General features: G+C 73.9%; 21 protein-coding genes. 14 read left to right on the top strand and 7 right to left on the bottom strand.

Features of this window, described 5'->3' with window-relative positions; translation table 11 throughout:
• Window positions 1–4: 4 nt before the first annotated feature.
• The 3 genes from OHU74_RS32825 (at window position 5) to OHU74_RS32815 (ending at window position 3,271) form a co-directional block, all read left to right on the top strand.
• On the top strand, window positions 5–661 hold the full coding sequence (locus tag OHU74_RS32825) for a class I SAM-dependent methyltransferase (protein ID WP_371619269.1): 657 nt from the start codon (window positions 5–7) through the stop codon (window positions 659–661).
• Between the two features lie 145 nt (window positions 662–806).
• Entirely contained in the window at window positions 807–2,327 is a 1,521-nt protein-coding gene (locus tag OHU74_RS32820; protein ID WP_371619268.1) for an FAD-binding oxidoreductase, read from the top strand.
• A gap of 26 nt (window positions 2,328–2,353) precedes the next feature.
• Entirely contained in the window at window positions 2,354–3,271 is a 918-nt protein-coding gene (locus OHU74_RS32815; protein ID WP_371619267.1) for a trypsin-like peptidase domain-containing protein, read from the top strand.
• Here the strand turns inward: OHU74_RS32815 and OHU74_RS32810 are convergent.
• Window positions 3,225–3,617 carry a hypothetical protein gene (locus OHU74_RS32810; protein WP_371619266.1) on the bottom strand — a complete coding sequence of 131 codons (393 nt, stop codon included), beginning with the start codon at window positions 3,615–3,617 and terminating at the stop codon, window positions 3,225–3,227. The genes OHU74_RS32815 and OHU74_RS32810 overlap by 47 nt on opposite strands.
• 41 nt (window positions 3,618–3,658) lie before the next feature.
• On the bottom strand, window positions 3,659–4,606 hold the full coding sequence (locus tag OHU74_RS32805; RefSeq protein WP_371619265.1) for an AEC family transporter: 948 nt from the start codon (window positions 4,604–4,606) through the stop codon (window positions 3,659–3,661).
• A 123-nt stretch (window positions 4,607–4,729) separates the two neighbouring features.
• On the opposite strand from OHU74_RS32805, the gene OHU74_RS32800 reads away from it, so the two are divergent.
• The 4 genes from OHU74_RS32800 to OHU74_RS32785 all read left to right on the top strand — a co-directional run bounded on the left by OHU74_RS32800 (window position 4,730) and on the right by OHU74_RS32785 (window position 9,220).
• Window positions 4,730–6,091: a sensor histidine kinase gene (locus tag OHU74_RS32800; RefSeq protein ID WP_371619264.1), complete on the top strand. Its 1,362-nt coding sequence runs from the start codon at window positions 4,730–4,732 to the stop codon at window positions 6,089–6,091.
• Window positions 6,088–6,768, top strand: a complete 681-nt coding sequence (locus tag OHU74_RS32795) for a response regulator (RefSeq protein ID WP_371619263.1) — start codon at window positions 6,088–6,090, stop codon at window positions 6,766–6,768. The genes OHU74_RS32800 and OHU74_RS32795 overlap by 4 nt, the downstream gene beginning before the upstream one ends.
• A 158-nt stretch (window positions 6,769–6,926) precedes the next feature.
• The gene (locus OHU74_RS32790; protein ID WP_371619262.1) at window positions 6,927–7,970 is read left to right on the top strand and encodes an alpha/beta hydrolase; all 1,044 of its coding nucleotides are present in this window, start codon (window positions 6,927–6,929) and stop codon (window positions 7,968–7,970) included.
• 14 nt (window positions 7,971–7,984) lie between these two features.
• Window positions 7,985–9,220 carry an acyltransferase gene (locus tag OHU74_RS32785; RefSeq protein ID WP_371619883.1) on the top strand — a complete coding sequence of 412 codons (1,236 nt, stop codon included), beginning with the start codon at window positions 7,985–7,987 and terminating at the stop codon, window positions 9,218–9,220.
• Window positions 9,221–9,316: 96 nt separating this feature from the next.
• On the opposite strand, the gene OHU74_RS32780 is transcribed toward OHU74_RS32785, so the two are convergent.
• Complete coding sequence (locus OHU74_RS32780; protein WP_330300040.1) at window positions 9,317–9,739, bottom strand: DUF350 domain-containing protein; 423 nt, start codon at window positions 9,737–9,739, stop codon at window positions 9,317–9,319.
• 103 nt (window positions 9,740–9,842) lie between these two features.
• On the opposite strand from OHU74_RS32780, the gene OHU74_RS32775 reads away from it, so the two are divergent.
• Window positions 9,843–11,699, top strand: a complete 1,857-nt coding sequence (locus tag OHU74_RS32775) for a GNAT family N-acetyltransferase (RefSeq protein WP_371619261.1) — start codon at window positions 9,843–9,845, stop codon at window positions 11,697–11,699.
• Here OHU74_RS32775 and OHU74_RS32770 read toward each other — a convergent pair.
• On the bottom strand, window positions 11,642–13,738 hold the full coding sequence (locus OHU74_RS32770) for an AMP-binding protein (RefSeq protein ID WP_371619260.1): 2,097 nt from the start codon (window positions 13,736–13,738) through the stop codon (window positions 11,642–11,644). The two genes, OHU74_RS32775 and OHU74_RS32770, sit on opposite strands and share 58 nt — an antisense overlap.
• A gap of 138 nt (window positions 13,739–13,876) precedes the next feature.
• Here OHU74_RS32770 and OHU74_RS32765 point away from each other — a divergent pair, with 138 nt between their 5' ends.
• The 3 genes from OHU74_RS32765 to OHU74_RS32755 all read left to right on the top strand — a co-directional run bounded on the left by OHU74_RS32765 (window position 13,877) and on the right by OHU74_RS32755 (window position 17,186).
• Complete coding sequence (locus OHU74_RS32765; RefSeq protein ID WP_371619259.1) at window positions 13,877–15,793, top strand: ABC transporter ATP-binding protein; 1,917 nt, start codon at window positions 13,877–13,879, stop codon at window positions 15,791–15,793.
• A gap of 39 nt (window positions 15,794–15,832) precedes the next feature.
• Window positions 15,833–16,213, top strand: coding sequence for a VOC family protein (locus OHU74_RS32760; RefSeq protein ID WP_371619258.1), 381 nt, complete (start codon window positions 15,833–15,835; stop codon window positions 16,211–16,213).
• Between the two features lie 112 nt (window positions 16,214–16,325).
• Window positions 16,326–17,186, top strand: coding sequence for an NAD(P)-dependent oxidoreductase (locus OHU74_RS32755; protein WP_371619257.1), 861 nt, complete (start codon window positions 16,326–16,328; stop codon window positions 17,184–17,186).
• Window positions 17,187–17,254: 68 nt separating this feature from the next.
• Here the strand turns inward: OHU74_RS32755 and OHU74_RS32750 are convergent, their stop codons facing one another.
• The 3 genes from OHU74_RS32750 to OHU74_RS32740 all read right to left on the bottom strand — a co-directional run bounded on the left by OHU74_RS32750 (window position 17,255) and on the right by OHU74_RS32740 (window position 21,586).
• The gene (locus tag OHU74_RS32750) at window positions 17,255–19,396 is read right to left on the bottom strand and encodes an NB-ARC domain-containing protein (protein ID WP_371619256.1); all 2,142 of its coding nucleotides are present in this window, start codon (window positions 19,394–19,396) and stop codon (window positions 17,255–17,257) included.
• Window positions 19,397–19,470: 74 nt separating this feature from the next.
• Entirely contained in the window at window positions 19,471–20,592 is a 1,122-nt protein-coding gene (locus OHU74_RS32745) for a hypothetical protein (RefSeq protein WP_371619255.1), read from the bottom strand.
• A gap of 238 nt (window positions 20,593–20,830) precedes the next feature.
• Window positions 20,831–21,586 (bottom strand): FadR/GntR family transcriptional regulator, encoded by a 756-nt coding sequence (locus tag OHU74_RS32740; protein ID WP_371619254.1) that lies wholly within the window; start codon window positions 21,584–21,586, stop codon window positions 20,831–20,833.
• Between the two features lie 166 nt (window positions 21,587–21,752).
• Here OHU74_RS32740 and OHU74_RS32735 point away from each other — a divergent pair, with 166 nt between their 5' ends.
• From OHU74_RS32735 to OHU74_RS32725, 3 genes are all read left to right on the top strand, one after another.
• Window positions 21,753–22,247: a gluconokinase gene (locus tag OHU74_RS32735; protein WP_371619882.1), complete on the top strand. Its 495-nt coding sequence runs from the start codon at window positions 21,753–21,755 to the stop codon at window positions 22,245–22,247.
• A 66-nt stretch (window positions 22,248–22,313) separates the two neighbouring features.
• Window positions 22,314–23,711, top strand: a complete 1,398-nt coding sequence (locus OHU74_RS32730; protein WP_371619253.1) for a gluconate:H+ symporter — start codon at window positions 22,314–22,316, stop codon at window positions 23,709–23,711.
• 209 nt (window positions 23,712–23,920) lie between these two features.
• The gene (locus tag OHU74_RS32725; RefSeq protein ID WP_371619252.1) at window positions 23,921–24,385 is read left to right on the top strand and encodes a hypothetical protein; all 465 of its coding nucleotides are present in this window, start codon (window positions 23,921–23,923) and stop codon (window positions 24,383–24,385) included.
• Window positions 24,386–24,390: the final 5 nt, after the last annotated feature.

Below are 24,390 nucleotides of genomic sequence, written 5' to 3'. Positions count from 1 at the left end.
GGGCATGGCATCGACTTCGCACCTGAACACCGTACGGGCGTCCTACGACACCGTCGCCGCCGACTACGCCCGGCTGCTGAGCACCGAGCTGGCGGGCAAGCCGCTGGACCGGGCCATGCTGGCCGCCTTCGCGGAGTACGTGCGCGGCGACGATCCGCACGGCGGCCGGGCGGTCGCGGACCTCGGCTGCGGGCCGGGCCGGGTGACGGCGCACCTCGACGGTCTCGGTGTCCGGGCCTTCGGCGTCGACCTGTCCCCCGCGATGGTGGCGGTGGCCCGCCGGACGTATCCGGGGCTGCGGTTCGAGGTCGGCTCGATGGCCGCGCTGGACATAGCGGACGGGGTGCTGGGCGGAGTCCTGGCCTGGTACTCCACGGTCCATACCCCACCCTCGGAACTGGCTCCGCTGTTCGCGGAGTTCGCGCGGGTCCTGGCCCCGGGCGGGTACGCGCTGATCGCCTTCAAGGCGGGCGGGCAGCAGCGGAGGCTGGAACACGCGTACGGACATCGGGTCGAGCTCGACGTGTACGAGAACCGGCCCGAGCACATCGCAGCACTGCTGGCGGGGGCCGGTCTCGTCGAGGTGGCCCGGCTGGTCCGGGAAGCGGACACCCAGGAGAGGTCCCCACAGGGGTTCCTGATGGCCCGCAAACCCGCCTGACGCCGCCGGAGCCTCCCCGCCGCCAGACCCCGCCCCCCGCCCACGGGCCTCCCCGACCTCCCCGGAATGGGCCGTTCGGGCGGCAACTCGGCCCCGGCGGGCCCGCCTTCGCCCCGAAAGGGCGCGGCGGTGGCAGGAAGGAGGGATGAGCCTCCACCGCCGCCGGGTCCTCGCGGGCGCCGCCGCCGGCATACTCGCCTCCCTCGGCGCGACGACCCGCCGCACGGGACCGGATTTCGGGGCGCTGGCCCGCGCCCTGGACGGCCGGGTGGTCACGGCGGCCGACGGGGACTATGCCGAGGCCCGGCGGCTCTTCCAGCCCCGCTACGACACGGTCCGGCCGGGCGCGGTGGCCTATCCCGCGCACGCCGGCGACGTGGCCGCCTGTCTGGACTTCGCCCGGAGCTCGGCCGTCCCGGTCGTCCCGCGCGGCGGCGGGCACAACTACGCCGGCTGGTCCACGATCGAAGCCGGGCTGGTCATCGACCTCGGTGCCATGGCGGAGGTGTCCGTGGCCTCCCGGTCCGAGGTGCGGATCGGCGCGGGCGCCCGGCTCGGAGAGGTGAACTCCGCCCTCTCCGGACGGGGCCTGGCCGTCCCGACCGGGCTGTGCCCCTCCGTCGGCATCGCAGGACTCACCCTCGGCGGCGGGCTGGGCCTGGCCTCCCGGTCCTACGGAGCCACCTGCGACCAGCTCACCGGCGCGACCGTGGTGACCCCCGACGGGACCGTCCGCCAGGTCGACGCGGAACGCGACCCCGACCTGTTCTGGGCCCTGCGCGGCGCCGGGGGCGGCAACTTCGGGGTGGTCACCGGCTTCCGCTTCCGCCCCCACCCGGTCGCCGACTGCGCCTTCGCCGAGCTGCACTGGTCCCCCGCCCACTCGGCCGCCGTCCTGCACGGCTGGCAGCGCTGGCTCGAGGCGCTCCCGGACCCGTTCTGGAGCCAGGTGGAGTTCACCGTCGACGGCGGCCCCGTCGGCGCCCCGGCCCTGCGGGTGCTCTGCCTGGACGGCGGCCGCGGGGAGCTGGACCGGCAGCTGACCCGGCTCTCCGGCCTGGTGGGACGGGAACCCGCGGACGACTGGAGGGTCGTGCGCAGCTACGGGGACACGGTCCTGGCCATGTCCGGCTGCCTCGATCAAAGCCCCGCCGAATGCCGGCTCCCCGGCACCCTGCCCGGCCACGACCCGCAGGGCCGGCTGGGCCGTGACTCGTATGCCGCCCGCTCCGATTTCTGGGCCCCGGGCGGACTGACCGGGCCCGCCGCCGAGGCGGTGCTGGCCGCCGTCGAACGCTACGGGGCGAGCGTGCCGGGCGGCGGGCTCGGGGTGGTGCAGTTCGACGGGGTCTGCGGCGGCGCCCTCAACCGGATCCCGGTGGGGGCCAGCGCCTTCGCGCACCGTGCCGCCGGGTTCCTCGCCCAGTACCTCGTCTACTGGCCCGCCCCGGCGCCGTCCGCCGACATCGCCCGGCACCGGGCCTGGCTCGACGGGCTCTGGCGCGACCTGCGCCCCTGGGCGAGCGGGGCCGCGTACCAGAACTACGCCGACCCGAAGCTGACCGGCTGGCGCGAGGCCTACCACGGGCCGAACCTGGCCCGCCTCGAAGCGGTCCGGCGCCGGTACGACCCGGGCCGGCTGTTCCGCTTCCCCCAGGCGATCTAACCCTTATCCCCACGAAGGAGACGGACATGCGACGTACGTTGACGGTGGCGGCGACGACGGCCGCCCTGCTGCTGCCGGGCGGGCCGCTGCCCGTGGCCGAGGCCGGGAACGCCCCGCCGCCCGCCGGCCGGTGGTCCGCCCGGGAGGCGGAGAACTTCTGGACCCCCGACCGGATGGCCTCCGCCGTGCCGATCAGCCGGGGCGGCGCCCCGGCGGCGGGCGACGGCACCGGCCAGGACTTCGACGGCATTCCGGTCGTCGGCCGGATGTTCGTCATGAAGGGCGGCGGCGCCTACTTCTGCACGGCGAGCGTGGTCGCCTCCCCCGGCCGCGACCTGGTGCTCAGCGCGGCCCACTGCCTGCTCGGGACGGACGCCCGCCAGGTGGCCTTCGTACCGCAGTACACGGCCGGCAACCCGCAGCCCTACGGGATGTTCCCGATCCTGCGCGATGCGGGCGGCCGGTCCAAGGTGTGGATCGATCCGCGCTACCGGGAGCTCGGCGCCGACCGGGGCGCCGCCCTCGACGTGGCCTTCGCGCAGGTCGGCCCGGACGCCGACGGGTTCCCGGTGGAGGACGTGGTGGGCGGCAACCGCCTGGTCACCGGCGCCGGGTTCACGCACGGGAAGGTCTCGCTGATCGGCTATCCGGCGTCCGCCGCCCGGCCGCGGCTGTGCGTGAACCGGACCACGAAGTTCACCAGCACCGATCCGGGGATTCCCGGGGACTTCCTGCGGATCGACTGCACCGGCTACCCGGGCGGGACCAGCGGGGGCCCGTTCCTGACCGCGTACGACGAGCGGACCGAGACGGGCAGCGTGGTCGGCGTGATCGGCGGCTGGAAGACGGGCGGGGACACCCCCGACACCTCCTACAGCTCCTACTTCGGCCCCGAGATCAGGAAGTTGTACGAGACGGCTCTTGCCGGGGCGCGGGTGGCGTGAGCACCCGCACCCATCGGGTGCGGCGCGGGTTCCCCACGGTCCGCGGGGTCGCCGGCAGCCCGTCGGCGGTCAGCGGGTCGGGGGGCGCGAGGCCGAGCTGACGGCGCAGGTCCGCGAGGGCGGTGTGGACCGGGGCCAGGATGACCTCGGCGCGCGGGTGGGCGTGCGCGAGGGCGTGCGCGGCCGTCTCGATGGCCTCGGCGGCGTCCTCGGCCGCCGTCCGGCTCCATCCGCCGGGCGCGGCGTGCCTCCAGGGCGCGAGGGTGTCGTACAGATGGCAGGCGGCGTCCGCCACGGCGTCGGCCTGTTCCCCGACGCCGGGCGCCGCGATGGTCGGCAGCTCCATACCGGGTCAACGAGCGGAGCCCGCCGGGGGAACGAGGGCCTTCACCCGGCCACGGTCTGCAGCCAGAGCGGCAGCAGCAGGAGGGACACCACCGAGCTCTTGATCACGACGGAGGCGGAGAGGTCCACGCCCACCTCGTAGCGCTGGGCGAAGATGAACAGGTTCTGCGGGGTCGGCATCGCGGCGATCAGCACGAGGTACGTGAGCCACTCGCCCCGGACCCCGAACAGCACCCCGCACACCGCCCAGGCCAGCAGTGGGAAGGCCAGGCATTTGAAGCCGATGAGCGTCAGTTCCTCGCGGGTGGTGCCCCGGATGTCGAGGCCCATGCCGCCGAGGTGGAGCCCGAGGGCGAAGAGGGCCACCGGGGAGGCGCTGTCGCCGACGAACGCGGCCCCGTCCAGGACCACCGTGGGGACGTGCACGGACAGCAGGTTCAGCAGGATCCCCGCGTTGCAGGAGAGCACCACCGGGGTGACCAGTGAGGCGCCGACGGCGCGGGTGAGCTTCTGGCCGGTGCTGCCCGCGCCCGGACCCGAACGGCCCAGTTCCATGATGGAGATGACGACCAGGGACAGGACGCAGACCTGGAAGAGCAGGACCGGGAAGATCGGCGCCGCCGTCCCGAAGAAGGTGATGAAGACGGGGACCGCGAAGTAGGCGGTGTTCACCTGGACCCCGGCCATCACCCGCAGCGCCACGTCGCGGGGCTCCCGGATCCCGGCCAGGGCCGAGGCGGCGGCGACCAGGACGACGGCGAGGGCGGCGGCGGCCGCGTAGCCGCCGATGGCCCGCCAGGCGAAGAGGGCGGAGAGGTCCGCACCGTAGATGTTGCCGAAGAGGTAGCAGGGGACGGCGAAGAGGAAGGCGTAGTCGGCGAAGACCTTCGAGGCCTCGGCGGGAACCACCTTGCGGCGTGCCAGCAGCACTCCGGCGCCGAAGGCCAGTACCACCGGCATCAGCTTTTCCAGCGCGGCTGCCCCGCCCATGTGAACCGCTCCCCCTTGATCGACCGCCTCGCACCCTACCCGTACCGGTCGTTCGGTCGGCCGGCCGCCCCGTCGAGCCGGACGGCCCCCGCGGGGCCCGCACCTGCATAAGGTGGTCCGATCATGAGGAAGACGCTGAGGACGACGCCGAGGAAGACGCCGAGCAGGACGCCCCGGCCGAAGACCCGTGCCCCCGCTTCCGCCGCGCGGGCGCCGCGCGCGCCGTCCCAGCTCGCGGTGGCGCTGCGGACGCCCGCCAGGGCCGCCGAGCCGCTGTTCGCGCAGGCTCCCAAGGCCTGGCAGCGGATGCTTCCCTACGCCGTGACCGCCGCGTGCGTGCTCTCGCTGCTGCCCGTCACGATCGTGGTGCTGACCAACGACTACCGGGCGGGCGGGGGCTGGGCCGGTGCGCTGGGCGTGGCCCAGACCGTGCCGCTGCTCCTCGCCGTGACCCGGCCGCTGCCCGCCTGGGGCCTGGTGCTCCTCGCGGACACCGTGGGGGCCGTGGTCCTGACCCGGGCCGACCAGGTGGCCGGGCACGCCTGGCCGTGGACCCCGATGGTGATCGTCGGCTATCTGGTGCTGATGGCCTGCCTGGGGCTGCGCGAGTCGATCCGGACCCTGGTCGGGGTGTGGCTGGTGACCGGGGTGACCGGGGTGGTGCTGGGCTTCTCCCAGACCGCCGAGGTGATCAACACCGCGGCCCTGCTGTTCGTGCTGGGCGGGGTGGTGCTCGCGCTCACGGGCGCGCTGCGCGGGCTCGGGGACGCGCGGTACAAGATCGCCGAGCAGGAGAGCATCAGCGAGGCCGAACGGGCCCGGCGCACGCTCCTGGAGGAACGGGCCCGGATCGCGCGGGAGTTGCACGACGTGGTGGCCCACCACATGTCGGTGATCACCGTGCAGGCGGACTCGGCTCCGTACCGGCTGCCGGGCATGGCCCAGCCGGTACAGGAGGAGTTCGCCGCGATCGCGGCGAGCGCGCGGGAATCGCTCGGAGAGATGCGCCGGCTGCTCACGGTGCTGCGCGGGGACGAGGCGAACGGCGGCGACCTGGCCCCGCAGCCGGGGATCGGCAGGCTCCAGCAGCTGGTGGAGGCGACCGTACGGGCCGGGCAGCCCGTGGAGTTGGCGCTGGCGGCGGGCGCCGCCGACGCGGCCCCGCCGGCCGTGGACCTGTCCGCGTACCGGATCGTGCAGGAGGCCCTGGCCAACGTGGTGCGGCACGCGCCGGGGGCGCCGACCCGGGTGTCGGTGACCTTCGACGCCGAGGAGGTGCTCGTGCTCGTGGTCAACGGCCCCGCGCGGGACGCCGTGGTGGCGGTCGAGACCTCCGGCACCGGGCACGGTCTGGTGGGGATGCGCGAGCGCGTACGGTTGACGGGCGGGACGCTGGACACCGGCCCGCTGCCCGACGGCGGCTTCCGGGTCGCCGCCCGCCTGCCCCTTACCGCAGTGAACACGACCGACGAGGACGCAAGTTGACCATCCGCGTGATCATCGTCGACGACCAGGCCATGGTGCGGGCGGGGTTCGCCGCGCTGTTGTCCGCGCAGCCCGACATCGACGTGGTGGGCGAGGCCCCGGACGGACGCCAGGGCGTCCAGGTCTCCCGCACCGTCCACCCCGACGTGGTGCTGATGGACGTGCGGATGCCGGAGATGGACGGGCTGAGCGCGGCCCGCGAGCTCCTCGATCCCCCGCCGGGGGTGGTGCACCGGCCCAAGGTGCTGATGCTGACCACCTTCGACATCGACGACTACGTGTACGAGGCCCTGCGCGCCGGAGCCTCCGGGTTCCTGCTCAAGGACGCCCCGCCGGCCGATCTGATCGCGGCGGTCCGGGTGGTCGCCTCGGGCGAGGCCCTGCTGGCCCCTTCGGTGACCCGGCGGCTGATCGCGGACTTCGTCGACCGGCGGCCCGCGCCGCGCAGGGATCCGGCGCTGCGGCTGAACGGGCTGACCCCGCGCGAGACCGAGGTACTGGAACTCATCGCGCGCGGGCTGTCGAACCAGGAGATCGCCGGCCACCTGGTGCTCGCCGAGCAGACGGTCAAGACCCACATCGGGCGGGTGCTGGGCAAGCTGGACCTCCGGGACCGGGCCCAGGCCGTGATCTTCGCCTACGAGGCCGGGCTGGTGCGGCCGGGCGACGGCGGCTGAGGCTCCCGCCTCCCCCGCGGGATCCCGCCGCCCCTTTCCTGCCCGGATCTCCTCCACCCCCTACCGGGGTATGACATCCGACTTGGCTCCACGGTCCGACGCCCGCGCGGGTACCTCCTTCTTACCTTCCTCCTCGTCACGAGGAGAGGAGAAGGGGCATGCGCCGCTTCGCAAGGACAGTGGTCACGGCCGCACTGGCGGCGGCCGTGGTCGCGGGGACCGCGGGATGGGCCTCCGCGGATGCCCAGGCCGCGGTCACCGGGCCGCTGCCGGGCACGGCCGCCTGGCGGGCCGACTCGGTGTCCGGGCGCCCGCTGCCCGATCCGGCCCGGACCGCGCCGCGCGAGGTCGCGCGCTTCTTCGCGGGGCTGGACGAGGCCCGGGCGCGAGGCCTCGTACGGTCCCACCCGCTGGTGGTGGGGAACCTGGACGGGGCTCCGCTCCCGCTCAGGTACGAGGCCAACCGGCTGGCCGTCCTCGCCACGGGCGAGGCCCGCTTCGCCTCCCTGGCGGAGCCCGGCCGTCAGATCCTGGCCTTCGACCCGCGCGGGCGGGGCCAGGTCGCCGAGGTGTTCGGGGACCTCGGGCGGGCTGCGCACGTCTCGGTGATCGTGCCCGGCTCGGACAACGACGCCGCCGGCCACGACCGCAGGCGCACCCCGTACACGGGACCGGCGGGGATGGCCCGCGCACTGCGGGCCGCCGCCGGGGACGCGACCGCCGTCATCGCCTGGACCGGCTACACCACCCCGGTCGGGGTCGGCCTGGACGCGGCCGAGGACCGGCTCGCCGCGGCGGGTGCGGTCCGGCTCGCCCGCCTCACGGAGGGACTCGACGCGGTCGGAGCCCCCGACCCTGTGCTGTTCTGCCACAGCTACGGCTCGGTGGTCTGCGGGCTGGCGGCCCGGCACACGGACGCCACCGACATCGTCGCCCTCGGCTCCCCCGGGATGCGGGCCCGGACCGTCGCGGGCCTGCACACCGGTGCCCGGGTGTGGGCGGCGCGCGGGCCCTCCGACTGGATCTCGAACGTGCCGAACGTGGAGTTCGCGGGGCTGGGCCACGGAGCCGATCCCACCTCTGCGGCCTTCGGCGCCCGCCGGATCCCGGCGGGCGACGTGTCCGGCCACACCGGCTACTTCACGCCCGGCACCCAGTCCCTGAAGGCCTTCGCCGCGATCGCGACGGGAGAGACCCGATGAGCACGACGGGCACCATGAGCACGCCGGGCACGACGACGACACGTGGGCTCGCCCGGATCCACCGGACCGCCGACCGGATCGACGCGAAGACCCCCGCCCACCGGGACCGGGCCATCGACGGGCTGCGGGCGCTGGCCCTGCTCGCCGTGCCCACCGGGCACTGGCTGCTGGGCGGGTTCACGCTCGACTCCGACGGCGCCCTGCACAATGCCAGCCCGCTCTCCGCCTTCGGCGGCCTGGCCCCCGCCAGTTGGCTGCTCCAGATGCTCGGCATCTTCTTCCTCGTCGGCGGTTACGCCTCGGTGCTCTCCTTCCGGCGGCGCACCGGCTCCACGAGGGCCTGGCTGGGGGGCCGGATCGCCCGGCTGGGACGGCCGGTGCTCGGAGTCACGGCGGTCTGGGCGCTGGCCGCGCCCCTGCTGTACGCGGCCGGGGTGCCGCAGGCCACGCTGCGGACCGGGGCGACGCTGGTGATCCAGCCGCTGTGGTTCGTCGGGGTGTACGTGGCGGTCACCGCCCTGACCCCCTACTGCGTACGGGCGGCCCGCCGGCTCGGGGGCTGGGCCGCGGCCCCGCTGCTGGCCTCCGTCGCGGTGGTCGACTTCCTGCGCTACGGGCCCTTCGCGGACTCGGTGCCGGGCTGGCTGGCCCTGGTGAACATCCTGCCGGGCTGGCTGTTCGCCTACCAGCTCGGTGTGTCCTGGGCCGAGGGCCGGATCGGCCGGCGCGGGGCGTGGCTGCTGCTGGCGGGCGGGGGCGTGCTGTTCGCGGCGCTGCTGACCCTCTTCCACTACCCGGCGTCGATGGTCGGCGTACCGGGTGCGGCCCGGACCAACTCGCATCCGCCGTCGCTGCTGGTCCTGGCGCTGGCGGCAGCCCAGTCGGGGGCCGCGATCCTGCTGCGGGACCGGCTGGCGCAGCTGCTGGCCCGGCCGCTGCTGTGGGCTCCGGTGGTGGTGATCAACCTGTGCGCGATGACGATCCTGTGCTGGCACCAGACCGCGATGCTGGCGGCGGCGGTGCCCGCGTCGTTCGCCGGCGGGCTGGCGGGGCTGACCACGGCGCCGGACAGTCCGGGGTGGATCCTGGCGCGGCTGGCGTGGATGCCGGTGTTCGCGGCGCTGCTGGTGGGCATCGCCCGCTACGCGCGCCGGTTCGAGCAGCCGTGGACCAGGGCCACGGCAGTACGCAGGACCGTGGCGGGCCTGCTGGCGGCCGGATTCGCGGTCTTCGCGCTGGGCCTGGCGTAGGCCGCGCCGCGAGAGCACCGGCATACGACGAGAGCGCCGCTCCCTCCAGGGGGCGGCGCTCTCGTTTCGCAGCGGTGCTCTCAGGCCCTCAGGCTCTCAGGCGATGGACGCGGCGACGATGGCGGCCACGGCGATGTTGCAGGAGGCCGTCACCCATACGGCCGGGTGCGGCTCGCGGTCGACCACGATGGCGCCGAGCTTGCCCGGGGTCACCAGGTCGAGGACCAGGAAGGCGACCGCCATCAGGACCAGGCCGAGCAGGCCGAAAGCAGCGGTCGAGAGCAGGCCCTTGCCGAAGTCCTCGTAGGAGGTCCAGATCGCGGTGAAGAGGATGCCGCCGATGCCGAGCAGCGCCGAGCTGAGCACGACGGCGGCGTTGCTGTTGCGCTCTTCCCAGATCTGCTTCGGCAGTTTGCCGGGGGTCAGCACGTCCACCAGGACCATGCCGAGGATGAGCAGCACCAGGCCGACACCGCCGAATGCGGCGGTACGGCCAAGTCCGTTGATGATGTCGCTCATTGAGAAGCCGTCTCCGGGTGGGTAGGAAGTACGTCGCATGCCTGTCGTCGCGGTGGCCGAATCTATCGCACGCCGTGGCACCGGACCATGGGGAGGTCAGGAAATGGCAAAGCTCAGGCCCGCACGGGCGACGGAGGCCGAAGCGCTGACGGGGCTGGTCATGCGGTCGAAGGCGCACTGGGGGTACGACGCCGGGTTCCTGGCGGCGTGCGCGCCCGAGTTGCGGGTCGACGCCGGCGCGGTGGCGGGGAGGCGGATCGTCGTCGCCGAGGATCCGGCCGTGGTCGGGCTCGCCTCGCTGGACGGGGAGCCGCCGCTCGGGCGGCTGGGGTTGCTCTTCGTGGAACCGGCCGCCATCGGGCGGGGGGTCGGGCGGCAGCTGTACCGGGACGTGCTGCGGCGCGCCGCCGCGCTGGGTTTCCGCCGGCTGCTGATCGATTCCGATCCGCACGCGGCCGGCTTCTACCGGGCCCAGGGCGCCCGCCGGGCGGATGCGGGGGCTCCCGCCGGACTGGTCCGGTTCGAGGTGTCCCCCGCGCCGCTCGCCGACTGGGCGCGGAACTGGACGGGCGGCGGGTCCTCCGTGCACGTGGGCAATGTCGCCGAGTACAACGTGCAGTTCGCCGACGCCTCCCTGGCCCGGGAGCAGCGGACCGCGCACCACTACGCCTGCCTGGCGGCCTTCTACGGTCCGCGGCCGGCCGCTCTGGTCCTGCCGCTCCCGGTGCCGCCAGGCTGGATCGCGCTGGTCGGCCGCCAGTTGGGCTGGTCGCAGGAGCCGGATGCCCGGGTGGAGGTGTACGACGGGCTCGCCGAGCGGGATTCCGGGCTCTCGGACGCCGTACGGGCCCGCCCGGCCCTGGCCGCGCTGCTGACCGGGGGCGGGCTGCCCCTCGTACCGTGGGGCCTGACCGCCACCTTCGCCCGGCTGGCGGGACGGCGCTGGCGGCCGCGGGAGCTGCGGTACGAGTCGAAGTCGGCGGCGCACGGGCTGTTCGGGCGGATCCTGGCGGAGGGCGGTCATCCCGGGATCGTGCTGCCCGCGCAGTGGCGGGCGGACACCCGGCGGGCGGCGGTGCGGCTGCTGGCCGCGCGGGCCGGGGCGGGGAAAAGCACCGTTCTCAAATCGGAGCACGGTGTCGGGGGTTCGGGCACCACCGTGGTGACCCCGGAGCAGGTCCGGGCCGCGGGCGGGGCGCGGGCGGTGCTGCGCGGCATCCCGCGGGGGCCGCTGCTGGTGGAGGAGTACGTGAGCGGCCCGGCGGACCGGGATGAGCCGCGCGATCTCACGTACGACGGGTTCGTGGACCCGCGCGGCCGGGTGCACGAGGTCGGCGGGGCGGTGATGGACGTGGCGGACGGCGGGTACCGCGGGGCGACGGTGGGGCCCGGAGTGGTGCCCGGGTGGGCCCAGAAGCCGCTGCTGGCCTTCGGAGAGGCGGTGGGCCGGGAGCTGTCGGCCGCCGGGTACCGGGGCTGGTTCGACGTCGACTTCGTCGCCGACGGCACGGGCCGGCTCGCCCCGACCGAGACCAACCTGCGTCTGACGGGTCCGTCCGTCGCCTTCATGGTGGCGGCCCGGCTCGACGAACTGCGCGGCGCGGGACACCTCGTACGGATCTGCGACCGGGTGGAGCTGGGGGCCCGGCTGCCGGAGGCGGCCTTCGACGAGCTGTGCGAGCGGCTGGCCGCGCGGTGTGCGGAGCTCGGGGCGGTGTTCGTGCCCGCCATCCCGACCGGCGCCTTCGAACCGGCGCCGTGGATGGGGGTGCTGGTGGCCGCGTCCGACGCGCGGGCGCTGGACGCGGCCGAGGCACTGGTGCGGGCGCAGGCCCTCGCCGTCGGGGCGATGTTCGACGGGGCCGGTCGCGATGGATCAGCTCGCGACGGATCCGGTCCCGGTCAGTCGTCGGGGTCCGGGTCGAAGTCGAAGGCGCTGCGCGGCGGCTGGGTGACGTAGAGGACCACGATCGCGGCGGCGATCATCAGCGGGACGTTGAAGGTGTAGACGAGCGAGGCCTGGAGCTGCCAGTCCTGTTTGGCGGCGAGCCGGTAGAAGTTGTCCTGCGGCCACCAGGCGGCCAGCAGGTAGCAGACCGCCAGGTGGGCGGCGTTGGTGATCAGGGGGCCGCGCCCCTGGCGCCGCATCCGGGAGCGGCCCATGCAGAGGAACAGCACCCCCGCGGCGAAAGCGGTGGCCTCGAACAGGTAGAGGACGAAGAAGAGGAAGGCGTACGGGTCCGGTACGCCGGTGAGGTCGGTGGAGCCGGGCCAGAACACGTCCGTGAGGAGCACGGTGGTCATGGTCAGGAAGAACATTCCGAAGATGAGGGAACAGGACGGCACGAACCCGGCGGGGTTCAGGGCCGCCGACTTCCCCGAGCCCCGGACCAGCGGCTCCCGCTCGGCGGGCCGGACCGGCAGGGGCAGCGCGCTGCGGTCCTCGCGGCCGGACCGGTCGCGGGGGATCTTGGCCAGCCGGACCACGGTGCGCGGCATCCCGTCGGCCGGGACCCTGCCCGCCAGGTACCGGCGCAGCGCCCCGCCGTCGGGGAGGCCGAAGCCGTGAGGGGGGCGGCCGTTCCCCTCGGCCGGAGGGGCGATGTAGGCGACGAGCACCGGCCGCGCGTCCTTGCCCCTGCCCTTGCCCTTGCCGCCCTTGGCTCCCGTGCCGTCGCCCGGGATCTCGCGGAGGAGGACGGCGCCGATGCCCCCGTGGGTCCGGATCTCGGATTCCACGGGGTGCGGGTCCAGGCGGCCGCCGTCCAGGGTGAGCCGGTCGCGGATCCGGCCGCCGAACTCCAGCAGCCCGTCGGGGCGCAGCTGGGCGAGGTCGCCGGTCGGGACCGGGTCTCCGCCGCCGGGTGGGGTCAGGCGGAGCTCGCCGTCGCGGAGGTCGACGTGGCAGCCCGGGAAGGGCGCGCCGATCAGCGAGAGCCGCTCGGGGCCGTCCACCGGACCGGCCGGCTGCGGGAGTTCGAACCAGGTACCGACGCCCGCCGACTCGGTGGTCCCGTAGACGTTGAGCAGGCGGGCCCCGGGCCGCAGGCGGGCGAGCAGGGCGGAGTGCTCGTCGAAGTAGAGGCGGTCTCCGGTGACGGTGACCAGGCGCAGGGAGCGCAGGGCTTCGTCCGTGGCGTGCAGGGCGTGGGAGGCCACGGCCCGTTGGTCGCGCAGCAGGAGCTGGGTGACGGTGCCCGGGTCGGTGTGCAGGAAGGTGACGCGCTCCGCCTCCACCGCGCGGCGCAGGGCCTCGGCCGTCCAGCGCGGGCCCTCGGGCAGGACGAGGGTGCCGCCCGTGCACAGGGCCCGGGTCCAGCCGGCGGCGAAGGCGGTGAGGTCGCAGCCGGCGGTGATCAGGTGCCGGTCCTCGGGCTCGGGTGCGGCCACTTCGGCCCAGCCGTCGTGGGCGGCGAGGAGCCGCTCGTGGCCGATGGGGACGGGTCGGCGGTCCGCGCCCGCGGTGAACAGGACGGCGGCGGCGTCCCCTTGAGGGGCGCGGGCCGCGGGGCCGGAGGGCCGCGCGGCCGGGACGGCGGTCCCGGTGACTCCGGCGGTCCCGGCGGCTTCCGCGCCGAGGGGGATCACCCGTAGGCCCCGGCCGTCGTCCAGGCGGGCCCGGTGGGTGGCGTGGGCGAGCAGGGCGAAGGGGCTGAGGGCGGCGAGCTGCCGCTGTCCGGCGCGGGGGTCCTGCACGTCGACCACGGCGTAGGCCGCCCCGGCCTTGAGCACGCCGAGGAGGGCGACGACGACCTCCACCGGCCGGTCGGTGCCCACGGCCACGACGGTGCGCTCCGTCGGTCCGGCCTCCAGTCCGGCCTCCAGGAGCTGGTGCGCCACCTGTTCGGCACGGGCGTCGAGGCGGCCGTAGGTGAGACCGTCCGGGCCGGCGGCCACGGCTTGGGCTTCGGGGGTGTCGCGCGCCCAGCGCTCGAAGCGGGACAGGACGGTGTCGACGGTGGGCCGGCGGGAGTGCGTGGACTCTGATCCCTGCGTCATGGACCGATGATGCCACCGGCCGCGAGCGCGCACGAGGTCTTGAAAATCCCTCATACGAGCGGGAGTTGGACACGTTTCGGAGTGACTTGACCCCCATCCCTTGACCTCAAGTTTGGTTGAGGTCTTAACGTTCGGTTCATGGACATGGAAGTCACCGCTTGGACATCGCTGCACAGCGCGATGAACGCCCAGAAGGACCGGCGCCCGCTCTCTAAGGACGGCCTGCGCAGGGTCGCCGCCTTCGCCCGCCCGCACCGTCGCGGGCTGACGCTGTTCCTGCTGCTCAGTGTGGTGACCGCACTGCTCGCGGTGGCCACCCCCGTACTGGCGAGCCGGGTGGTCACCGCGATCGTCGACGGCCGCGAGAGCGGTACGGTCACCCACCTCGCCCTCCTCATCGCGCTGATCGCCGTCGCCGAGGCCGGCCTCGGGCTGCTCGTCCGCCGCCTGTCGGCCACGCTGGGCGAGGGGCTGATCCTGGATCTGCGCACCGCCGTCTTCGACCACGTGCAGCGGATGCCGGTGGCGTTCTTCACCCGGACCCGCACGGGGGCGCTGGTGAGCCGGCTGAACAATGACGTGATCGGCGCGCAGCGCGCCTTCAGCAACACCCTGTCGGGGGTGGTCGCCAATACCGTGACCCTGCTGCTGACCCTGACCGTGATGCTGGGCATCTCCTGGCAGATCACCCTGCTGGCCCTCGTGCTCCTGCCGGTGTTCGTGCTGCCGGCCCGCCGGATGGGGGCGCGGATGGCTTCGATGCAGCGGGAGGCCTCGGCACTCAACGCATCGATGGGCACGCAGATGACGGAGCGGTTCTCGGCTCCGGGCGCCACCCTCGTCAAGCTCTTCGGCCGCCCGGCCGACGAGTCGGCGGAGTTCGCGGCGCGGGCGGCCCGGGTCCGCGACATCGGGATCCGGACGGCCATGGCCCAGTCGGCCTTCATCACCGCCCTGACGCTGGTCTCGGCGCTGGCCCTCGCCCTGGTCTACGGACTCGGCGGCTACTACGCGCTGCGCGGCACCCTGGACGCGGGTTCCGTCGTCGCGCTCGCCCTGCTCCTGACCCGGCTGTACGCGCCGCTGACCGCGCTCGCCGGGGCCCGGGTGGAGGTGATGAGCGCGATGGTCAGCTTCGACCGGGTCTTCGAGATCCTCGACCTGAAGCCGCTGATCGCCCAGAAGCCCGACGCCCGGCGGGTGCCGGAAGGTCCCGTGGCGGTGGAGTTCGACCGGGTCTCCTTCGGATACCCCTCCGCCGACAAGGTCTCGCTCGCCTCGCTGGAGGACGTCGCCACCCTCGACTCGCGGGGCGGTACGCGCGTACTGCACGAGGTGTCCTTCCGCGCGGAGCCCGGTCAGATGATCGCCCTGGTCGGCTCCTCCGGAGCGGGCAAGTCCACGATCGCCCAGCTGCTCCCCCGGCTGTACGACACCGACCTCGGCTCGGTCCGCCTCGGCGGCATCGACGTACGGGACCTGACCGCCGACTCGATCCGCGAGACGCTGGGCATGGTCACGCAGGACGGCCACCTCTTCCACGAGTCGGTACGGGCCAACCTTCGCCTCGCCCGCCCGGACGCCACGGAGGAGCAGATCTGGGAGGCCCTGCGCCGCTCCCGCCTGGACGGTCTGGTGGCCTCGCTCCCGGACGGGCTCGACACGGTCGTCGGCGAGCGCGGCTACCGACTCTCGGGCGGTGAGCGCCAGCGGCTGACCATCGCGCGACTGCTGCTGGCCAGACAGCGGGTGGTGATCCTGGACGAGGCCACCGCCCATCTGGACTCCACTTCGGAGGCCGCGGTCCAAGAAGCCCTCGGCGAGGCCCTGGCCGGCCGGACCGCGGTGGTGATCGCGCACCGGCTGTCGACCGTGCAGGCCGCCGACCTGATCCTGGTGGTGGAGGACGGCCGGATCGTGGAACGCGGCACCCACACCGAGCTGCTGGCGGTCGGTGGGCGCTACGAGGAGCTGTACCGCACCCAGTTCGCGGCGGCCGACACGCCGTCGGGCGACACCGTTGCGGGCAGCGCGGCGACCACGTCCGGCGGATGATGGTCCGACAGGACCCACCCTCTAGCTGGGGAGCGTTTGATGGACATCAAGCTGGAACTGGTCGCCGTCCCGGTCACCGACATCGACCGGGCCAAGGCCTTCTACGAGCGCATCGGCTTCCACGCCGACCACGACATCACGGTCAGCGAGGACATCCGCTTCGTCCAGCTGACCCCGCCGGGCTCGGCGTGCTCGATCGCCATCGGCAAGGGCCTGACCCGGATGAAGCCGGGCTCGCTGGACAACATGCAGGTCGTGGTCGCGGACATCGAGGAGGCCTTCGCCGATCTCAAGGGCCGGGGCATCGAGGTCACGGAGATCGAGGACATGCCCTGGGGCTCCTTCGTCTACTTCTCCGACCCCGACGGCAACGGCTGGGCGGTCCAGCAGACCACTCCCCGCACGGCCTCGGAGGGCTAGGGGGTGTCTGATGGATCCGGACCGGACGGCCTCGGGTGCGGTGATCGGCCGTGTACCCGTGGAGACTGTCCCCCGAGGACGCCTGAGGGATGGTCAGAGGAGAAGTGACGCCGTGAGCACTGTCGCGCTGCTGGGAACGGGAATCATGGGATCGGGCATGGCCCGCAATCTGCTCCGGGCCGGTTTCGAGGTCCGGGTGTGGAACCGGACCCGGGAGAAGGCGGTCGCGCTCACCGCCGACGGCGCGATCGTCGCCGACGGACCCGCCGAGGCGGTGGCCGGGGCCGATGTGGTGCTCACCATGCTGGCCGATGGCGCGGCGGTGGCGCGGGCCATGGCCGCGGCCGTGGAGGGGCTGAGCGCCGGTCAGGTGTGGGCGCAGATGGGCACGGTCGGCGTGGCCGCGCTCGAGGAACTGGCCGTCTTCGCACAGGAGCACGGGCTGGTCTTCGTGGACGCCCCGGTGCAGGGCACCCGCCAGCCCGCCGAGGCGGGGACCCTGGTGGTCCTGGTGTCCGGCCCTGCCGACCCCCGCCTGGACCCGGTCTTCGCCGCCGTCGGGGGCAAGGTCCTGCGGGCCGGGGACGAGCCGGGGGCGGCGACCCGGCTGAAGCTGGCGACCGTCGGGTACGCGATCACCGTGACGGCCGCGGTCGGCGAGGCCCTGGCGCTGGCCGAGGGACTCGGGGTGGACACGGACCTGTTCGCGCAGGCCGTGACGGGCGGGCCGATGGACAACCCGTATCTCCAGGCCAAGATGCGGGCCGTGCTGGAGCGGGACTTCTCCCCGTCGTTCACGGTCCGGGGCGCCGAGAAGGACACCGGCCTGATCGCCGACGCCGCGGAAGCCGCCGGGATCTCGGTCGACCTGGCGGTCGCCGCGCGGGCCCGTTTCCACCGCGCCGACGCCCTGGGCCACGGCGACGAGGACATGGCCGCCGGCTACTTCGCGGGCTTCCCCGACCAGCCCTGACCGCCCCGGGCGACCCGGTGACGGGCCCGCCGAAGATGCCGTCCCGGGCCCCGTGTCGTAGAACGCGCTCAGCCCTCGTACGGGCGCGCCCGTGTGCGCAGGGTGTGGCCGTGCCGGACGCCCTCCAGGAAGGCCGCCTCGTAGGCCTGGTCGCCGAGGGCGCCGCGCGCGGTGCGCTCGAACTCCTCGCGTACGGAGGCCAGCTCGGGCGTTCCGCGCTGCGGGTGGCCCACCGCCTGCCAGTAGGCGTGGCCGGTGCCGTACGCGCGCGCCGCGCCGGCCCCGTCGCCGGCCGCCGCCCGGGCGGCCGCGAGCAGGTCGAGGCCGAGCGCCGTCCCGAAGCTGTCGCCGAGCTCCCGTTTGCTCTCCAGCATGGCGCGGGCGTGGACGGCGGACTCGGCGGGGCGGCTCTCGAACAGGCAGATCAGGGCGAGCTGGTAGTCGGCGTAGGCCCGGGTCCAGTGCTCGCCGCGCTCGGCGCAGCCGGAGCGCAGCAGTTCCGCCTCCTCGCGGGCGTCGGTGAAGAGGCCCATGCCGGTCAGCGCGAAGACCCGTACGAGGTGGCAGCGGATCCGGGGCGCCGAGTCGAAGGGGGTGCCGGGGAAGGCCTCCAGGGCATTGTCGGAGACGATCCGCGCGGCCAGCGGCCGCCCGGCGAGCAGGTGGCTCAGGCCGAGCAGGTACGCGGCGTCCAGTGCGGGCCCGGACGCTCCCGGCCCGGATCCGGCCTCCCCGTCGAGCCCGGCGGCCAGGGCCTCGCAGCCCACGGCCAGCCGGTGGGCCTGGTCCTGTTCCCCCTGGAGCAGCAGCGTCACTCCGAGGGCCCACAGGGCGCGGACCCTGATCAGCGGGGACACCTCTTCGGGCCGCGCGGCCGCCAGGGCCCGTTCCAGGTAGCCGCGGGCGGCGTGCAGATGGCCGCAGCAGGCCCAGTAGAAACCGGCTCGGGCGGCCAGGTCCAGGGCGCGTGCGGGGGCGGTGTCCAGGTAGTGGTCGAGGGCCGCGCACAGGTCTCCGTGGACCGCCGCGACCCGCCGGTACCCCTCCTGCTGGGCGGGGCCGAGCCAGTCCCGCTCGGCGGCGCGCACGAGGTCGGTGAAGTACGCGGCGTGCGCGGCCCGCAGCGCGTCCCGTTCGCCGGCCTCGTCCCGCCACATGGCCCCGTACTCCCGGACCGTGTCCAGCATCCGGTACGAACCGTCCGCGCCCCGGCGTACGACGGACTTCGCCACGAGCGCCGCGAGCAGCGGCGCGACGAGCGCCTCGGTGAGCGGCGGGGCGGAGCACACGGCGCGCGCGGCCGATTCGTCGAAGGTGCCGCCGAAGACGGACAGCCGCAGCCAGAGCAGCCGTTCGCGCGGTGCGCACCACTCGTGGCTCCAGCCGATGGCGGTGCGCAGCGCACGGTGGCGGGGCGGCTGGACGGGGGTGGCGGTGGACAGCGGTCCGATCCTGCGGGCGAGGCGCTCTGCCAGTTCCTCGATGGTGTGGTCCGTCAGCTGCGCGGCGGCCAGTTCCAGCGCGAGGGGGATCCCTTCGAGGCGGGCGCAGATCGACCGGGCGGACCCGAGGCGGGCTTCGGTCCAGGGCGGCGCGTGCCGGGGGGCGGTCGCGGCGGCCCGGGCGGTGAACAGGGCGAGGGCTTCCTCGTTGCCGTAGGGGTCGGCGGCGTGCGGCAACGGCCCGATGTCCAGGACGTGTTCGCGCTCCAGCCCGAGCCGCTGGCGGGCGGTGAGCAGCAGCACGAGGTGCGGGGCCGCGTCGAGCAGCTCCGGTACGAGGCCCCGTAGGTCCCCCACCAGGTGCTCGCAGCAGTCCAGTACGAGGAGCAGCCTGCGCTCGCCGATCCATTCCCGCACCGCCGTGGCCAGGCTGCGCGCGGTGTGGTCGGCGAGGTCGAGTGCATCGGCCACGGTGGCGACGAGCAGGCGCGCATCGGGCAGCGGGGAGAGGTCGGCCCAGTGCACCCCGTCGGGGAACGGGCCCGCGACGCCCGCGGCCCGGACCCGGTCCGCGGCCCGCCGGGCCAGGCGGCTCTTGCCCACGCCGCCCGGCCCGGTCAGGGTGATCAGCCGGTCACCGGTCCGCCCGCCCTGCCGCTCGCCCCGCCATTCGCCCCGCAAGGCCCTGTCGAGCGCGGCCAGTTCGCCGGCCCGCCCCACGAAGGAGGTGTTCCCGCCGCCTTCGTACCCGTCGCCATGTCCCAGCACCCGCCCAGTGTGGCGTACGGGGCGGATGCCTTGGTTCGGGCGCGGGGGCGCGGATCAGAGCGCCGGCGTGCGGTTCAGGGCGTCGGCGTCGCCACCGGCAGCTCTCCGGGCTGCGGGATCACGGGCGACCAGGCCGCGTCGCAGGTGACGGCGCGGCCGTTGCTGACGCAGTGGGTGTGGTAAAGCGTGCCCGTCTTGGTGAGTGCCTTGATCTTCACGTCGTTGCCCTGGATGGCCAGGGCCACGGTGCAGACGCCGGACGGATAGCCGGTGACGGGTGCCACGGTGAGGTCGGTCCAGCTGAAATCGCCCCAGTTGCCCGCCATGTCGCGGGTGCGGCGGCCGAGGTAGGTCTTGCCGTCCTTGAGGACGAGCGCGAACTCCTCGGAGTTGTTGGGCATCTGGCTGTCCACCGAGGAGCACGGTCCCATCGGGCCCGGCACCCCCTGCGGTCCGACGGGGCCGAGCGGGCCGAGCGTTCCGGCGGTGCCGGTGGGGCCGGGAGCGCCCTGGCGGCCGGGAGGTCCGGCGAAGCCCTGGGGGCCCGCGGGGCCGGGGAGTCCGGGAAGTCCCTGGGCTCCCGGAGGGCCGGCCGGGCCCGCGGGGCCCTGCTGTCCCTGAGGTCCGGCGGCCCCGGGGTCACCGGGTCGGCCGAGGTCGCCCTTGGGTCCCGGGTCCCCCTTGCGGCCGAGGGCCCCGATCTCCCCCTTGAGCCCGACGAGGCCCTGCTCGCCCGGCTCTCCCTTGGGGCCCGGCGGACCGGTGTCCCCCTTGGGTCCGGCATCGCCCTTGGTTCCGGGGGTGATCGCCTCCCCCTTCTCGCCCCTCTCCCCCTTCTCCCCCTTCTCGCCCTTGGCGCCCGGCGGCCCGGCCGGGCCCTGCTTCCCCTGCGGGCCCCTGGGCCCGTGGGGTCCGGCGGGTCCGGTAGGTCCGGGGCAGGAGTGGCCGTTCGCGGGTACCGCTTCGGCGCCGGTCCGGTCACAGGTGCCGGGCGCGGCCCGGTCCGCGCCGGGGGCGCTTGCGGCTCCCCCGGCTTCCGGCGCCGGCGCCGTCACCGCGGCGACGCCCGCGGCTTCCGCCGGACCGCCTTCGGAGGCCGATGCCGGCACCGCGAATCCGCCCAGCACTACGGCCACCGGCAGCACGAGGCCACCGGCCAGCCGGGCCCTTCGTCCGGTTCTTGCTGTGGAAGACATGCGAGTACCCCTTCGCCGAACGGAATGGTCGAATGCTCCGGCCGAAGCGAGGGGGAGCATCTCCCGGGCGGGGGTCACACGAAGATCAAAAACGCTAATGTCGCCGCAGCGTCAACGAGTTGGTCCAACGACACGCGGTGCCGGTACGCCGAACGGCAGCCCGTACGGGGCCGCGCGCGGCCGCCGCGGGCCGGCCGAGGACCGACTCCGGACCGGCCGAGGACGGGCTTCGGACGGGCTACGGGGCGAGTACGTCCAGCTCCTCCAGGGCGCCCACCGCGATCTGCCGGGTCAGCGCCTCGGCGCGGGCCGCGTCCCCTTCCCGCACCGCCTCGGCCACCCGTACGTGCAGGGTGACGGCGGCCGGGTCGGGGTCGTGGAACATCACCGCGTGCTGGGTGCGGCCGGTCAGGACCTCGGCGACCACGTCGCCGAGCCGCGCGAACATCTCGTTGCCGGAGGCGTTGAGCACGATCCGGTGGAAGGCGATGTCGTGGCGGAGGTAGCCGTCGAGCTGGTGGCCCCGCGAGGTGCGGACCATGCCGAGGGCCGCCTCGGTGAGTTCGGCGCACTGCTCCGGGGTGGCCCGGGCGGCCGCGAGTCCGGCCGCGACCGGTTCGATGGCGGAGCGCAGCACGGTGAGGGAGCGCAGCTGGCGGGGGCGGTCCGTGCCGGCGAGCCGCCAGCGGATGACGCGCGGGTCGTAGACGTTCCATTCCTCGGTGGGGCGGACGGTGACCCCGACCCGGCGGCGGGACTCGACCAGGTGCATCGACTCCAGGACCCGGACGACCTCGCGGACCACGGTGCGGGAGGCCTCGAAGCGCTCGGCGATCTCGTCTGTGCGCAGGACGCTGCCGGGCGGGTGCTCCCCCGCCGTGATCGCGAGGCCGAGGGTGTCCAGGACGTGGGAGTGGAGCCCCTGGCCGCCTGCGCCGTCCCGGCCGCCTTGGCTGCCTTGGCCTGCCTGGTCTCCCGGGCCTTCTGTGGTCATGGCGTAAGCGTACGGTGACGCCCTGGCGAACAAAAGATGTGATGTTTTACCGAGCACCCCTTGAATAAGTACTACGTAATGAGCTTCAGTGGTGCCAGGCGCCGTACGGGCCGATGTCGACGAGGACAGCGAAACGAGGTGCGCGGTGAAGCGCGTCATTGTGGTGATGGGCGTGGCGGGTACGGGCAAGAGCACCGTGGGCCGGCTGCTCGCGGACTCGCTCGCCCTCCCGTACGCGGAGGGCGACGCCTTCCACCCGGCGGCCAACGTCGCCAAGATGTCGGCCGGCACCCCCCTGGACGACCGGGACCGGTGGCCCTGGCTGGACGCCATCGGCGACTGGATGCGCAACCGGGCCTGCCACAGCGGCGGGGTCATCTCCGCCTCCGCCCTCAAGCGCGTCTACCGGGACCGGCTGCGCGCCACCGCCCCGGGCACCGTGTTCGTCCACCTCACCGGCGAACGGACCCTGATCGAGGAGCGGATGGCGGCGCGCAAGGGGCACTTCATGCCCACCACGCTGCTCGATTCGCAGTTCGCCACGCTGGAGCCGCTCCAGGCGGACGAGCCCGGCGTCCTCGTCGACGTGTCCGGAACCCCCGCGGAGATCACCGAACGGGCACTGGCCGCCCTGCGCGACCTCCCCGTCCCGACCGCGTAGCGGCAGTCCCCCTCTCCTCACCGGAGATCGACACCTCCGGAGAACGACACCTAAGGAACCGTCACCGTGACCAGTCTCAGCGTCGAGACTCTGGCAGCGGCCGCCACCGAACCGATCACCTCGGCCGGCAACACGCAGCTGGGCATCGCCGTCATCGCGGGCATCGCCGTCATCGTCCTGCTCATCACGCGCCTCAAGCTGCACGCCTTCCTGGCGCTGACGCTCGGCTCGCTCGCCCTCGGCGTGTTCGCGGGCGCCCCCCTGGCCAAGACCATCACCAGTTTCACGGCCGGGCTCGGCTCCACCGTCGCGGGCGTCGGCGTACTGATCGCGCTCGGCGCGATCCTCGGCAAACTGCTCGCCGACTCGGGCGGCGCGGACGAGATCGTGGACACCATCCTGGCCCGCGCCAAGGGCCGGGCCATGCCGTGGGCGATGGTGCTCATCGCCTCGGTGATCGGGCTCCCGCTCTTCTTCGAGGTCGGCATCGTGCTGCTGATCCCGGTGGTCCTGCTGGTGGCCAAGCGGGGCAACTACTCGCTCATGCGGATCGGCATCCCGGCGCTCGCCGGCCTGTCCGTGATGCACGGGCTGATCCCGCCGCACCCCGGCCCGCTGGTCGCCATCGACGCGCTCCACGCCAACCTCGGCATCACCCTGGCGCTCGGTGTGCTGGTCGCCGTACCGACCGTCGTGATCGCGGGACCGGTGTTCGCCCGGTACGCGGCCCGGTGGGTGGACATCCCGGCGCCCGAGCACATGGTCCCGCAGCGGCCCTCGGCGGACCTGGAGCACCGCCCGCGGTTCGGAGCGACGGTCTTCACGGTGCTGCTGCCGGTGGTGCTGATGCTGGTGAAGGCCCTGGTCGACATCGTGGTCAACGACCCGGCCAACGCGGTGCAGCGGGTCACCGACGTGGCCGGTTCCCCGCTGATCGCCCTGCTCTCGGCCGTACTGGTGGGCATGTTCACCCTCGGCCGGGCCGCCGGTTTCACCAAGGCGCGGCTCTCCGTGACGGTGGAGAAGTCCCTGGCCCCCATCGCGGGGATCCTGCTGATCGTGGGTGCGGGCGGCGGCTTCAAGCAGACCCTGATCGATGTGGGCGTCGGCCAGATGATCATGGACCTGTCGCAGAACTGGGCGATCCCGACCCTGCTGCTCGGCTGGCTCATCGCGGTGGCCATCCGGCTGGCCACGGGCTCGGCCACGGTCGCCACCATCTCGGCGGCGGGCCTGGTGGCCCCGCTCGCGGCGGGCATGCCGACGACCCAGACCGCCCTGCTGGTCCTCGCCATCGGGGCCGGATCGCTGTTCTTCAGCCACGTCAACGACGCCGGGTTCTGGCTCGTCAAGGAGTACTTCGGCATGACGGTCGGCCAGACCCTGAAGACCTGGTCGGTGATGGAGACCATCATCTCGGTGGTCGCGCTGGGCTTCGTCCTGCTGCTGTCGCTGTTCCTCTAGGTCGCCCCTTTCGGATCCTGTCGGTCGGGTCCGCGTCGTCCGGTGCCGTGCCTGTCGGTTCGAAGCGTCCCAACCCAGGTGCAACACCGCAGGTGGAAGCGTTGAGAACGTCCCACCGTCCCAGATCCGGCGCCGCCCCTTGTCCAGGGCCCTCCGCCCACGGAACTCTCACCCCGACCCACCCGCAGTTCCAGGCCAGGGAGACCGAAATGAATCTGACCCGCGCACGCCGCCGGATCGCCAGTACCGTGGCGGCTTCCGCACTCGTCGCCGGAGCACTGCTCGGTGCGGCACCCACCGCGAGCGCCGGCGAGGCGTGCGACGGCGGTTGCTCCGAGACCTACAACGACACCGGGGACAGCATCCTGGTCGCCCGCAACTGGTGCTGGGGGTACTGGGACGGCATCACGCGCGAGGGGGACAACCCGGTCAGCCAGTGCAACAGCAGCGACAAGTACACCTGGCTGTCCGCCGGGACGCACACGCCCGGCACCGTGGACTGGGACACCTTCCGGGTCGACGCGGGCTGGTGTTACAAGATGTACTTCTACAACGACTGGACGGGGCTGAGCACTTACTACTACGTCGACAGGACCGGCATGAGCGCGCTCTGGGTGAAGGTGTCGAACAACGAGTCCGCGCACATCTACTCCCAGGCGTACGGCCACTGCTAGGCCGC

The sequence above is a fragment of the Streptomyces sp. NBC_00454 genome (assembly GCF_041434015.1).
In the GTDB taxonomy this organism is placed as follows: Bacteria; Actinomycetota; Actinomycetes; order Streptomycetales; family Streptomycetaceae; genus Streptomyces.
Note: the sequence above shows the minus strand (reverse complement) of the source record. Positions and strands in the feature narration are given on the sequence as shown.